Source organism: Ruegeria sp. BG11 (assembly GCF_056538565.1).
The window spans coordinates 77,170-90,334 of record NZ_JBQFTH010000014.1; the positions used below are offsets into that span (position 1 = coordinate 77,170).

Annotated in this window: 12 protein-coding genes and 1 pseudogene; 10 read left to right on the forward strand and 3 right to left on the reverse strand. The window is 56.9% G+C overall.

Going from position 1 to position 13,165, the window contains the following annotated elements; genetic code table 11:
- Positions 1 to 4 precede the first annotated feature (4 nt).
- Both ACR0JF_RS19975 and ACR0JF_RS19980 read left to right on the forward strand, forming a co-directional pair.
- Positions 5 to 1,252, forward strand: a complete 1,248-nt coding sequence (locus ACR0JF_RS19975) for an MGH1-like glycoside hydrolase domain-containing protein (RefSeq protein WP_480669727.1) — start codon at positions 5 to 7, stop codon at positions 1,250 to 1,252.
- Positions 1,252 to 2,316, forward strand: coding sequence for an ABC transporter ATP-binding protein (locus ACR0JF_RS19980; protein WP_170661332.1), 1,065 nt, complete (start codon positions 1,252 to 1,254; stop codon positions 2,314 to 2,316). Before ACR0JF_RS19975 ends, ACR0JF_RS19980 begins: the two co-directional genes overlap by 1 nt.
- A gap of 133 nt (positions 2,317 to 2,449) precedes the next feature.
- Here ACR0JF_RS19980 and ACR0JF_RS19985 read toward each other — a convergent pair.
- A pseudogene (locus ACR0JF_RS19985) lies at positions 2,450 to 2,713 on the reverse strand (IS6 family transposase); the annotation flags it as partial.
- 95 nt (positions 2,714 to 2,808) lie between these two features.
- Entirely contained in the window at positions 2,809 to 3,660 is an 852-nt protein-coding gene (locus tag ACR0JF_RS19990) for a helix-turn-helix domain-containing protein (protein ID WP_170661331.1), read from the reverse strand.
- Between the two features lie 64 nt (positions 3,661 to 3,724).
- On the opposite strand from ACR0JF_RS19990, the gene ACR0JF_RS19995 reads away from it, so the two are divergent.
- Positions 3,725 to 5,326, forward strand: a complete 1,602-nt coding sequence (locus tag ACR0JF_RS19995) for an ABC transporter substrate-binding protein (protein WP_480669730.1) — start codon at positions 3,725 to 3,727, stop codon at positions 5,324 to 5,326.
- An 83-nt stretch (positions 5,327 to 5,409) separates the two neighbouring features.
- Positions 5,410 to 6,885 carry a M81 family metallopeptidase gene (locus tag ACR0JF_RS20000; RefSeq protein WP_170661330.1) on the forward strand — a complete coding sequence of 492 codons (1,476 nt, stop codon included), beginning with the start codon at positions 5,410 to 5,412 and terminating at the stop codon, positions 6,883 to 6,885.
- Between the two features lie 364 nt (positions 6,886 to 7,249).
- On the opposite strand, the gene ACR0JF_RS20005 is transcribed toward ACR0JF_RS20000, so the two are convergent.
- The gene (locus ACR0JF_RS20005) at positions 7,250 to 7,924 is read right to left on the reverse strand and encodes a GntR family transcriptional regulator (protein WP_170661329.1); all 675 of its coding nucleotides are present in this window, start codon (positions 7,922 to 7,924) and stop codon (positions 7,250 to 7,252) included.
- A gap of 124 nt (positions 7,925 to 8,048) precedes the next feature.
- Here ACR0JF_RS20005 and ACR0JF_RS20010 point away from each other — a divergent pair, with 124 nt between their 5' ends.
- From ACR0JF_RS20010 to ACR0JF_RS20035, 6 genes are read left to right on the forward strand one after another with little or no spacing between them, the layout of a single operon-like run.
- Entirely contained in the window at positions 8,049 to 8,555 is a 507-nt protein-coding gene (locus ACR0JF_RS20010; protein WP_170661328.1) for a TRAP transporter small permease, read from the forward strand.
- A gap of 3 nt (positions 8,556 to 8,558) precedes the next feature.
- Positions 8,559 to 9,845: a TRAP transporter large permease gene (locus ACR0JF_RS20015; RefSeq protein WP_170661327.1), complete on the forward strand. Its 1,287-nt coding sequence runs from the start codon at positions 8,559 to 8,561 to the stop codon at positions 9,843 to 9,845.
- A 19-nt stretch (positions 9,846 to 9,864) separates the two neighbouring features.
- Positions 9,865 to 10,875 (forward strand): DctP family TRAP transporter solute-binding subunit, encoded by a 1,011-nt coding sequence (locus tag ACR0JF_RS20020; protein WP_480669733.1) that lies wholly within the window; start codon positions 9,865 to 9,867, stop codon positions 10,873 to 10,875.
- Positions 10,876 to 10,896: 21 nt separating this feature from the next.
- The gene (locus tag ACR0JF_RS20025; protein WP_170661326.1) at positions 10,897 to 11,865 is read left to right on the forward strand and encodes a C-terminal binding protein; all 969 of its coding nucleotides are present in this window, start codon (positions 10,897 to 10,899) and stop codon (positions 11,863 to 11,865) included.
- Positions 11,859 to 12,518 carry a bifunctional 4-hydroxy-2-oxoglutarate aldolase/2-dehydro-3-deoxy-phosphogluconate aldolase gene (locus ACR0JF_RS20030; protein WP_170474908.1) on the forward strand — a complete coding sequence of 220 codons (660 nt, stop codon included), beginning with the start codon at positions 11,859 to 11,861 and terminating at the stop codon, positions 12,516 to 12,518. The genes ACR0JF_RS20025 and ACR0JF_RS20030 overlap by 7 nt, the downstream gene beginning before the upstream one ends.
- A complete protein-coding gene (locus tag ACR0JF_RS20035; RefSeq protein WP_170661325.1) occupies positions 12,515 to 13,165 on the forward strand; it encodes an RraA family protein in 651 nt (216 codons plus the stop codon). Before ACR0JF_RS20030 ends, ACR0JF_RS20035 begins: the two co-directional genes overlap by 4 nt.

Genomic DNA, 13,165 nt, shown 5'->3' on the forward strand with positions numbered 1-13,165 from the left:
AGAAATGAACCACTTTACTTCGCCGACAGAGTCAGCACGCAATATCCTGATCGCCAATGATCGGGGTGGCTATACGATCCCGACCAGCGGGCTCTATCCCTACCAATGGAACTGGGACAGCGCGATCGCCGCGCTGGGCTTTGCCGAGTTCGATATCGACCGCGCCTGGACTGAGCTTGAGACGCTGTTCTCGGGCCAGTGGGAGGACGGAATGGTTCCCCACATCCTGTTCCACAAAACGGATCCGGGCTATTTCCCCGGGCCGGATGTCTGGGGCGGCATCGGGCCGATTGCCTCCTCTGGCGTAACGCAGCCACCGCTGGCGGGCACCATGGCCCGGCGGGTATGGGAGAAAGACCGCGCGGCTGGTGAAGCCCGCCTCCGGGCCCTGTTCCCGGCTATGCTGGCCTGGCTTCGGTGGTTCATGACATGGCGTCTAGATGACCACGGCGCGGTTTGCACCACCCACCCTTGGGAGGCTGGGCGCGACAATGCACCGGACTGGGACGACGCAATGGCGAGCATTGATGCCTCAGACGTGGGCGAATACCAGCGTCGCGACACGAGCCACGTGAACAGCGCCGACCGGCCCACCAAATACGACTATGACCGCTACATCAAACTGGTCCAGATTGGACGTGAAGCGGGCTGGGATCAGCAGCAATTGATGGAGAAGAACCCGTTCCGCGTCGCCGATCCGACGATGAGTTTCACAACTCTACGCGCCGCCCGCGATCTGCTGGCGATAAGTGAGGAGTTGGGGATCAGTGCCGAAGGCCTCGGTGAAGACGTAGACCGGCTCGAGGCAGGCGCAAAGTCACTGTGGAACGAGGCTTTGGGCACCTTTGATTCACGAAATGCGCATACGGGCAAATGGGCTGAAAGCGTCTCAAATGCGAGCTATCTGTGTTGGTATGCAGGCATTGAATCTCAGCAAATGTTGGACCGATTGAAAACTGTTTTGACCACGGTCCCGCACCCGATCCCTAGCTATGATCACAAATCGCCCAAGTTTGACGAGCGCCGATATTGGCGTGGGCCAACATGGGCATTCATGAACATGCTGACGGGGTTCGGTCTGAAGGATATGGGCCACGGGGTTGAGGCCGAAGCACTGCGCCTGAAAACCGGTCGTCTGATCGCAGGCCACGGCTTCGCCGAATATTACGACCCGATTACCGGTAGTCCCGCCGGAGGCAACTCGTTCACATGGACCGCTGCCGTCTGGCTGCATTGGGCAGGGAGGAACTGATGGGCAGCATAGAGCTCAATTCCGTCGAAAAATGGTTCGGCGAAGTGCAAGTGATCAAAGGCATCGACCTAAAGATCGAAGAGGGTGAGTTCGTCGTCTTCGTTGGCCCGTCGGGCTGTGGTAAATCGACCCTGTTGCGGATGATTGGTGGGCTCGAGGACATCTCGCGCGGGTCTCTTTTGATCAATGGGGATGACGTCACCGACAATCCGCCCTCTAAGCGCGGGCTGACCATGGTGTTCCAGTCCTACGCTCTTTATCCTCACCTGACGGTAGCCGAAAACATGGGGTTCTCGCTGAAAGTGGCGGGCGTATCCAAGGGTGAAATCGCCGAACGCGTGGGTAAAGCTGCCGAGGTACTCAAGCTGGAACCCTATTTGGAACGCAAACCTAAAGACCTGTCCGGCGGTCAGCGTCAGCGCGTGGCGATCGGTCGGTCTATTGTGCGTGACCCCACCGCATTCCTGTTCGATGAACCGCTATCCAACCTGGACGCCGCTCTTAGGGTCGAGATGCGGTATGAGATTGCCAAGCTTCACCAGAACCTCAACCGCACCATGATCTATGTGACTCATGATCAGGTCGAAGCGATGACACTGGCTGATCGTATCGTGGTGCTGGAATTCGGCAAGATTGCACAGGTCGGGACCCCACGCGAACTATACGAACGCCCCGCCAACTTGTTCGTGGCGCAGTTCATCGGCAGTCCGAAAATGAACGTCATTCCCTGCACCGTGTCCGGCGATCAGTTCCAGCTGGAGAACGGTGGAGGCGGCCCGTTTGATCGGACTGGTACTGCTACGATGCTGGGTATCCGTCCGGAACATATCAGTGTGGTCGAACCTGGCTCGGGTCACAGCGACGGCAAGGTAGAGGTGGTCGAGTATCTTGGCGCAGATATGTTCATCATCGTCGATTGCGGGTTTGAAGAGAAGGTGACGGTTCGCCTTGGCGGGGACACGCAGATCAAAGCCGGAAAGCAAATCGGCTTGTATTTTGCACCCGAGAAACTGCAATTTTTCGACGGGGCAGGGCAGACGATCAGCCCAGATGAACGGGTGTGACACTCTCGAGATGTTTGAGGATGCGTCGCAAACCTATGCGACGGCCAGAACCAGCGACTTAATGGACGCACCCATCCTTCGATCTCAGCAAATAACCGAAAACTAGCCGGCGTGGAGCTAGAGAATTGCCGCTTCCAGCAATGTTGGCGGCTCGATAGAGGTACATCCATTTGTCGCGAACACGAGCATATATCTCGTCCATGCGCCGGGAACTCAGCGTTGGTCGCTTCTTCAATTGCGCGCGCCCCGCGATCATAGGCGACTACTTGACAATTCACCCGTTGAAAGTGGCGTGGTCCACCCTCACGCCGCGTACAGCCATGATCTCTTCGAGGTCACGATAGGATATTTTATACCGCAGATAGAATTGCAGGGCGTGCAAAAAAGGTAAGATCAGACATGCTTACCGATCTCGCTATTGAGACGTGACCCACCCCCACCAGCAAAAACAAATGGGCACTGACCTTAATGCGCAGGTCCCCTGCGGTTCTTCTACTCAGTAATAATCTTCGTACCAGAGCCTGTGGACGCACCAAGAAGGTGTTGACGAACCTTCATATCCAGTTTGGTGCTTTTTAAATCGACGATACCGCTTTTCGAAAACAGCTCTCGCACTGAGCGGTAGTTTTCAGCTCTTTTCCAGACAACAGGAGAAGAGGTTGGCGTTCGGCCGGACAACGAAGCGAGATAAGACATCGTGCCGAACAATAGCTTTGACTTGTCGCGATGGGGTTTGTTCAGAATGTACAGGCTGACAGGTGCGTCTGGACCGCGTTCGGAATCGACGACAAAAACCTGCCCCGCGCGGAAAGCGGCTTTGCCATCACATCTTGTCCAGCGGCGCGTCGATGACTTTCCTTCGCTTAAGGCTTCGACGACACGGCTGTAAACCGTCCCGTTCCGCTCATCCAAAAAGGCAACGTTGACAATGGCTTTGGTTGGATCGTTCGGTGCGCGAAAGAACACTTGATAAGATCCGAGAAATGGCCGCAGCCGTTGAAGATCACCTGGGAACACATCGATCAGAGGGTCTCGTCGCCGATCCGCCTCGGTTTTGGCGAGTTGGGTGGTGAGGCGCCGCAGTTCTGCATGATCTCCCAGCAAGATATGCTCGCTCACGTCGAAGAACCGGCTAATGCGGCGCAAGTTGTTTGGCGAGGGCATGCTGCGGCCGTTGAGGTACTTGGCGAATTGCTGATAGTTGATGCCAATCTCTCTGCAAACAGCCGCCACTGACGGGTAATCCGCACAAAGGTGACGCAGGTTTGCAGCTAAATCCTGGTGCATCGGTGGTTGGCCCTTGCGTCGCATAAACTCGCTAAAGAAAGCATAATGTGGCGTCATTGTTAAGCTCAAATTGGTGCGTGATCTTCCGGGCAACAGAAGAATGCTCAGGGAAGGTCAAGCAATGGATAAGTTTCAATACGTGCGGCAGATGGAACAGCGTCTGCAATTGCGTCAGGTGGATCGTCGCCAGTTCATGCGCGGTGTTTTGGCAACCGGCATGACCGTCGGTGCCTCAACGCTTTTGGCGGATCGCGCTATTGCGGCCACGCCCAAAAAGGGCGGCAGCATGATTGCCGGGATTGGTCATGGCGGTACGACCGAGCAACTCAATCCGGGGCAGATATCAGCGGGTTTCCTGATTCCGCTGAGCCTGGGCATGAACGGTTTCCTGACAGCGATCGACGCGGACAGCAACGTGCAGCCGTCACTTGCAAAATCATGGGAGGCCTCGCCGGACGCGTCGGTCTGGACCTTCGAGATGCGCGACGGGGTCGAGTTCCACAATGGTCGCACAGTGACAGTTGAGGACGTGATTGCCTCGCTCAATTTCCACCGCGGTGAAGGGTCAACCTCGACTGGGGCGCCGCTGCTGGCGGGTGTGAAGGAACTGCGTGCGGACGGGCCAAACACCGTCGTTTTTGAGCTTGAGGGCGGTAACGCAGATTTCCCGGCCATCCTCAGCGACTACCGTTTTGCTATTCTGTCGGCAGAGGGTGACAGCATTGACTGGCAATCCGGTATTGGTTGCGGAGCCTATCAGCTAAAGGATTTCCAGCCAGGGATTTCGGCGGATCTGACCCGTCACGGGAACCACTGGAACCCTGATGTCGCGCATGTGGACGAATGGAAGCTCTTGGTGCTGCTGGATACGACCGCACGGATGGCGGCGCTGTCGGCGGGGTCGGTCGACATTGCTGATAAGGTTGATCCCAAGACGGCCAAGTTTGTCTCGCGTGATCCAAACGTAACGCTGCATTCGGTAGCCGGTACGCAGCACTACTCCTTCCCGATGCTGACCAATGCCGCGCCGTTTGACGACAACAATGTGCGTCAGGCGATCAAATGGGGCATCGACCGGCAAGAGCTGGTGGACAAGATTCTGCTGGGTTACGGCGAGGTCGGCAATGATCATCCAATCGGGTCCGGTCAGAAGTATTTCAATGCTGAGCTTGAACAAAAGACTTTCGATCCGGACAAGGCAAAATACTATCTGAAACAGGCTGGTCTGGAGTCGCTGAATGTCGAACTCTCGTCCTCTGACGCTGCTTTCCCTGGCGCGGTGGACGCAGCGACGCTGATTTCGAACTCGGCCGCGAAATGCGGGATCAACGTTTCTGTCAAACGAGAGCCTAACGATGGCTATTGGTCCGAGGTTTGGACGAAAAAACCCTGGTGCGCCAGCTATTGGGCCGGACGACCGGTCGAGGATCTTATGTTTTCATTGGCGTTCCAATCCGGTGTCGCTTGGAATGAATCTCTCTGGTCGTATGAGAAATTCGACAAGATACTGGTCGAGGCTCGGGCTGAACTGGACACCGAAAAACGTCGCCAGATGTATGGCGAGATGCAGGATATTGTCGCCAATCAGGGTGGTGTCGCGATCCCGATGTTTGCGTCATACGTTTTTGCCACGCGGCCAAGCGTTGGCACGCCCGAAAAATTCGGCTCGAATCTGGATCTGGATGGAAGCAGCTTTATGGAGCGTTGGTGGAAAGCCGAATAACTCTGGTGAAATATGATAGCATCGCCAAAGATCAGAGGATGGCTCACGCAGCCGTCCTCTGACGTGTTGGGAACAGAGAATTTATGAAACTTTTCATTGCGACACTGTCGACAGAAACGAACACGTTTTGCACGATGCCGACTGCGATGTCGGGTTTTGAGGACTATTTCCTGCGGCATGGTACGGCAACACAAGAGCCTCCAAACCTTATGACGGAGGCGCTTCATCTGTGGCGCGAAAAGGCCGAAATTCTGGGCTGGCAGGTTGTCGAAAGCCTGACCGCCATAGCCGAACCTGCCGGTCTGACCACACGCAGCTGTTATGACGCGCTGAGCGGCGCGATTTTGTCTGATCTCGCAGAATGCGGCGGTGCAGATATCATTCTGTTGCAACTTCACGGCGCGATGGTGGCCGAGCATATAGAGGATTGCGAAGGTGATATTCTGACCCGCGTCCGCAAGAAGTGCCCGGATGCAACGATCGGCGTTTCGCTGGACCTGCATTCTCATCTGACAAAGAAGATGCTGAACGCCAGCGATCTGATCGTGCATTTCAGAGAATACCCTCATGACGATGCAACAGCCTGCGCCGCCGAACTGTTTGATCTGGCAAAGCGGGCACATGAGGGTGAGATCACGCCAAAGATGGCGTTTTTTGATACCCGTATGATGAACCTATACCTGACCAAAGCTGGGGCGATGAAGGATTTTGTGGCCGAGATGGCCGCAGCTCAAACCAGACCCGGTGTGTTGTCGGTTTCATTGAGTCACGGTTTTCCCTGGGCAGATGTCGAAGATGTCGGCGCGCGGATGTTGGTAATAGCAGATGGCCAGGCACAACTGGCCGCGCGACTGGCCGAGGAGTTGGGGCGGCGCTTCTTTGAGTTGCGAAACGAAGTAACCACGCGGTATCTACCGATCTCCGAGGCGCTGGATCACATTGGTACACGGTCCGGTCTATGCGTTCTGGCGGACATGGGTGACAATTCAGGCGGAGGAGCGCCGGGCGACGCCACCCATTTGCTGAAAGGCATGCTGGCGCGTGGAATGACAAATTTTGCCAGCGGTTTGTTCTGGGATCCCGGAGTAGTGCGGATTTGTCAGGATGCGGGCATTGGAAGCAGATTGAAGCTTCGGCTTGGTGGAAAAACCGGTGTAGTTTCAGGGGATCCGATCGACCTGATTGCAAGGGTTATGAACATAGAGACAGGCCTGGGTCAGCATCTCGGCACTGGTCTTGAACCAATGGGCACCGTGGTCTGGCTCCGCTTGGATGGCGAGATCGACCTGCTGGTCAACGATCTGCGTGTTCAGGTGTACCATCCTGAAGCGTTCGAGCAGATCGGCATCCGGCTGGCTGAGAAATTGGTGGTGGCGGTGAAATCCCTGTTCCATTTCTACGGCCCGTTCAGCCAAATTTCGAACCACATCCTGCAGGTTGCCAGCCCCGGAGGAACACAGCCTGCGTTCCACGACCTCGCGCTCACCAAACGAAAACTGCCGTTCTGGCCTGCGGTTGCGCAGCCATTTTTAGACGAAAATCTTATGGACGCCGGATAGCGGTTTCAACCAATAGGTCTAGTGGTTGGAATCCAATCGCAGACATACTCAGCATCCGGTGCTATGGCGTGGGATTGGGGTCACGCCAGATAAAACCCATTTCGGACTATTCATGTCCTTCCCCATCGCACCGCCTGTTTGGCTTGCTGAATCAAGCTTTGGCCGTTGAGGCGCTGACCACTGCGGCGAGTGATTTCGGTGATGTCAGCACGCAGGGTTGAGCTAAAGGCTAGAGGATGTTTGACGCTCTTCATCCGGCCAGAATGCGCCGCGCTTTAGAACGGGAACCAACTTGCAAAATGGCCCCGGCGTCGCTGAGATTCTCACGTGGTTGGGCATCGCCGGTCAAACGATTCATTGAACGCTATTCCGAACCTGTTCCCTCGGGCTGCGTCGCATCGCTCCAATAGGAGCCTTCTTTCCTGTCGATATGGAGTTTCAGCACTTTTAAAGCTTGTGGAACGTCTCCATCCTGAACGCACTGAAGCAACTCAATGTGCTCCCGATAGGATTTAGCCATGTGATCAGGGTGATGACCCAACCGGCTGCGCAACGCCGCCATTTTCAATGCAATCGTTTGATAGGCGTCATTCAGAAACCGATTGTCTGCGCAGTCGAAAAGGCACTGGTGAAATAGAGTATCCAGATAAAGGTATTCTGCATCATCCGCGGCCTCACGGGCCGCTGTCATCCGATCAACGCATTTTTCAAGCGCGGCATGAAGCGCCTGTGGGTTCGTCTGCATGGCCGAGGTCAAAGCGGTTGTTTCAAGGCAGACACGTGCATCGCAAAGTTTTGCCAGTTCCTCGGGCTCCAGATTGAACACGAATGAGCCTCTTTGCGGTTCAACGACCAACAGACCTTCCATCTCGAGCCGGTTGATTGCCTCGCGCACAGGGGTGCGGCTTACCTCAAGATTCTTGGCGATTCGAGCTTCAGACAGTTGCTCACCCAGTTCGAACTCGCCTTTGATGATCCGCTCGCGCAGGTTTTCGGTCACCAATTCCGTCAATGATTTCGGTCTGTTGAATGGGCTCATGTCGCTCTCCTCAGTTCAACAGTAGCAGGCCTGTTTCTGGCATACAATGTGTTAGTGTTGACAGATTAGCATACTGTATGCCAGTTTTGATTTCCACGAGGAGACGGCATTGGGAGGGGCGTCTTTGCAAACTCTGGAAACATGGATTGTTGCGTTGAACCGGGCGCTGGTGGCTTTGGCGCTGGCTACGGTCTTTGCAATCGTCTTCGCCAATGTGGTGGGGCGATACGGGTTCGGTACGTCCCTGGCCTGGGTTGAAGAGGTCGCCAGACACCTGATGATCCTCGGCGCTTTTTGCGGTGCCGGTCTTGCCTTGCGCGAAGGTCGCTTGGTCGCGATTACCACAATTCCGGATTTGCTACCCGACGCTCTGGCCCGCCTGCTGCGCTGGGGCATCGTCTTCGTCATGTTTGCCTTCATGGCGACGATGCTGTGGCTGGGCGTCAAATTCGTTGAATTCGGCTGGAACAAGGAAACCATGTCCACCGGCATTTCGCGTGGCATCCCTTATCTCGCCATCCCGATCGGGTGCGCGTTGTTCCTGATCCAGTTAACCTTTTTCGCAAAACGTTTCGTAAGCCAAGAGTTTGAACACGGTCCCAGCGCCAAAAGCGAAGAGGCAGAGGTCTGAGCCGTGGCAAAAACCCTGATCATCCTGTTCTTTGCCACTTTGTTTTTGGGTGTTCCCGTAGCCTTCACGATGGGGATCGCCGGGCTGTCGGCGATTTTTATCGACGGTTCGTTGAACCCACTGGTCGCAACCCAACGCATGTTCGCCGGGATCGACAGTTTCCCGCTGATGGCAGTGCCGTTCTTCATTCTCGCGTCTGAACTGATGACGGCCTGCGGCCTAACAAACGCTTTGTTACGCTTTGCCAACGCTCTGGTTGGCCATGTGCGTGGCGGGCTGGGGCATGTGAACATCCTTGTGTCGATGCTGTTCGCGGGGATCAGCGGCTCTGCTCTGGCGGATGCAGCGGGGCCTTCTGCCATCGTCATGCGGATGATGCGTGAGGCCGGGTATGAGAAGAATTACGCCGGTGCCCTGTCCGCTGCGACGGCCACCATCGGTCCGATCATCCCGCCCTCCATTCTGGCCGTGATTTTTGCGATCTCAACCAATGGAGTGACGGTTGCGGGACTGTTTCTGGCCGGAATTGTGCCTGGTGTTCTGCTGGGCATTGCGCTGGCCATCGCGAACCATATCGTATCCACGGGCAACGGCTACCGCGGGCGCGAACATTGCGCCACTATGGTTGAATTGCGCGGTGCAACCCTGTCGGCCATTCCGGCCCTGATCATGCCAGCAATTATTCTGGGCGGCATCCTATTCGGTATGTTCACTCCGACCGAGGCGGGCGCGGTGGCCTCAGCCTACGCTCTGTTCCTTGGGTTCATCCTGCGCGCCTTCACGTTCCGTGCTCTGTACGCCGCTTTTGTAAGGGCTGCTATGGTGACGTCTTCGGTCTTCCTGATCGTGGCGATGGCGTCGATCTTTGCTTGGCTGCTGACCTACCTGCAAATCCCGCAGGAACTGGCCAAGCTGATCACTCAGATCACCGACAACCGTCTGGGAATTCTGTTCATTCTGGCGGCCTTTGCCCTGATTTGCGGCTTCTTCATCGACACGCTGCCCGCGCTGATCATCCTGACTCCGATCCTAGGTCCCATTGCCTATTCCGCGGGGATCGACCCGCTGCAATTCGGGATGATGTTGGTGCTGAACCTGACTATCGGGATGATCACCCCTCCGGTTGGTCCGGTGCTGTTCGTGATCGCCACGGTCGGACAATTGAAAATCGAACGCCTGTCAAAAGCGGTTCTGCCGCTGCTGCTGGCTGAACTCGTAGTGCTTCTTCTGGTCATTCTTGTGCCAGGCGTCAGCACCTTCATCCCCAACTTCTTTGGATTTGCGAACTGACATGAAAGGGAGGAACCTCATGAAAACCATGTCGAAACTGATGACGGCAACAGCTGTTGTTGCAATGACCGCCGCCAGTGCGGCCTCGGCTAAAGAGCTGAAATACGCACATTTTCAAGCCGCTGACCTGGGCTCGCCCAAACACGCTGCCGCGCTGGCGTTTGAGGCCTGCGTCGAGGGCAAAACCTCGGGTTCGATTGATGTTCAGATCTTCCCTGCATCGCAGCTGGGAGGCGGGTCCGAGATCATGGAAGGGCTGCAGCTGGGCACCGTTCAGATGGCGGCGATCCATGACGGCCCGATCTCGGCTGTCTATAAACCCTTCTCGGTTTTGGCGATGCCCTATCTGTTCGACGATCAGGCGATGGCCTGGGCGGTGATGGACGGTGAATTCGGTGACGCGCTGGCTGAAGACATGCGGGCGAAAACCGGCATCCGCAGCTTTGGCGTGGCCGACAACGGGGTGCGCAATTTCACCAACAACGTGAAGCCCGTGGCCGAACCTGCCGATATGGAAGGCCTGAAAATGCGCGTAATGACCGCGCCGGTCTGGGTGACTCTGGTCGAAAGCCTCGGCGCATCGGCAACACCCGTTCCGTGGCCGGAACTGCCCGGCGCTCTGCAACAGGGTGTCGTGGACGGTCAGGAAAACGGCGTGACGAATATCGTCAACGCGTCGCTCTACCAGCACCAGAAATACGTCTCGCTCGATGGCCACGTGTTCAGCTGGCACGCCTATCTGATGTCGGACATGTTCTTCGAAGGCCTGACGGATGACGAGAAGAAAGCCGTCGAACAATGCGTTGAGATCTCGAAAACGATCCACCGTGGCATGACCGCTGCGCAGGACGCGAATGCGAGCGCGATCCTGTCGGAGAAAGGCATGGAAGTGGTCCCCGTCAGTCCCGAGCAAAAGGCCCTGTTCCGCGAAGCCGCGCAGCCTGCCGTGCGCGAGTACATCGTCGGTGAGATCGGCGAGGAATGGCCCGATCGCCTCGACGCCGCCGTCGAAGCCTACAAGGCTCAATAACCCATGCCGAGAGACCGTCACATGACCCGCCAAACCATCGCAATTCTTGAACCCGGCTATGCCGCCTATGACACCGAAGCTTCGGTGTTGGCCGAGCAGGATGTTCAGATCGCGCCGGTCGGGCCGGAAACGGAGGCGGTCCCGGCCCTGCAGGCACTGGATCCGGTTGCCATCCTTGTGCGGGAACGCATTGTGGATGCGGCTGTGATCGATGCCTGCCCGAACCTGAAAGTCGTCGTCCGCTATGGGGTGGGCGTCGACAATATCGATCTGGACTACGCGCAATCGCGAGGTATCTATGTTGCGAATGTACCAGACTATGGTGCGGAAACCGAAGTCAGCGAACACGCGCTCGCACTGTATTTGGCCGTGCAGCGGCGAATCCCGTCCCGAGATGCCGAAGTGCGGCAGGGTCAATGGGGGGTAGGGCAGGCGGCGTTGATCCCTAGCCGCGAAAACGCCACCCTTGGCCTAATTGGCTGCGGCAAGATCGGCTTGCAAGCGGCACGGAAGTTCCAGGCCCTAGGATTCTCTTCGGTTCTGGTGTTCGATCCCTATCTGAGCGACGACGCAGCCCAAGCGGCGGACGTGCAAAAGGTGGATTTGATCGACCTCTGCAAAGTGTCCGATGTCATAAGTCTGCATGCTCCTCTGACGCCCGAAACGCGGCATATTCTGAACGCTGAGCGTATCGCACAGATGAAGCCGACCTCGATCGTGATCAATGTCTCTCGCGGCGGTTTGGTGGACGAAGTCGCATTGGCTCAGGCCCTGCACCAAGGTCGCATTTTCGGGGCAGGGATCGACGTGTTCGAACAGGAACCGGTGGACCTGACCAACCCCCTTTTGCATAGCCCCAACACCATCGTGTCGGACCATGCTGCCTGGTACTCTGAACGCTCGGTTGCGGTGCTGCAGCGTTGCGCTGCGCGTGAAGTCGCGAGAGTTCTTGAGCACGAGCAACCCGATCACTGGGTGAACAAATGGTAGATTTCGTCAGCACTTTGCGATCTGCGCAAATTGTCCCGGTGATCCGCCATAGCGACCCCGAGATCGCTTTGACGGCCTGTGACCTGCTGGCCGAGGCCGGAATCCGCGCATTGGAGATCACCACTACGGTTCCGGATGCCGCAGCTCTGATCGCTGAGCTGTGCCAACGCTATCCTGAAATTCACACCGGCGCCGGAACGGTTCTTGACGCTGATCAGGCTGACGCAGTGTTGGCCGCTGGTGCCGAATTTGTTGTCTCTCCGTGCTGGAGCGATGCTGCTGCGCGCGAAGCCGGTGCTGCGAAAGTGCCCTATCTGCCCGGAGCAATGACACCGGGCGAGGTTCACCATCATGCGGAAAACGGTGCTGCGGTGATCAAGATTTTTCCGGCCGATGCTGCCGGAGGGCCCGGCTTCCTGAAGGCTGTCAAATCCGTGTTTCCCAATCTCGCCCTGATGCCGACTGGCGGCGTGTCTCCTGACACTGCGCAAACCTATCTGAACGCCGGTGCGCTTTGCGTTGGCATGGGTGGAAATCTGCTGCCCGCCCAGGCGCTCGAGGCCGGTCACATCGACTTGGCTCGCGCACAAATCAACGCGGCTCTCACGGCCGCATCTTTTCAATCTTCCCAACGTAAGAGGATACTCTCATGAACACCCAAGAACTCGTCGCCGGGTTTCGCGACGTGGCCACCGCATCCGTCGCGGATGCTGTGGACAAGGTGTCCGGCAAGACCGGATTTCTGCCGGCCTCGATCAAGCCGCGCATCAATGAAAAGAAGATCGTTGGCCCGGCCGTAACAATTCTGGAAGGCCCTACCGATGAATTCCTGCCGCCGCAGCACGCGCTTGACGCAATCGACGAATCCGAGGCCGGTTCGGTCATCGTGATCTCGACCAATGGCACCACCGATGTGGCGCTGTGGGGTGGTCTGATGACCGCCGGAGCCGTTGCCAACAAACACGAAGGTGCCGTTCTGGACGGTGGTGTGCGTGATCTGGTCGAGATCAAGCGCGACTATGACTTCCCGGTCTATTCCCGCTGCGTTAACCCGGGTACCACTCTGGGCCGCGTTCGTACGCTGGCTTCGAATGTAGAAGTCGACATGGGTGGTGTGATTGTACACCCCGGCGACATCATCGTTGCAGATATCGACGGTGCGGTTGTGGTCCCTCGTGAACATGCAGAACCCATCTTGGACATGGCACGAGAGATTGATGAGCGCGAAGCCGAACAGGCACGTCTGATCATCGAAAGCGGCTCGCTGCGCGAAGGTCTGGCGAAATACGGCCGCATCTAA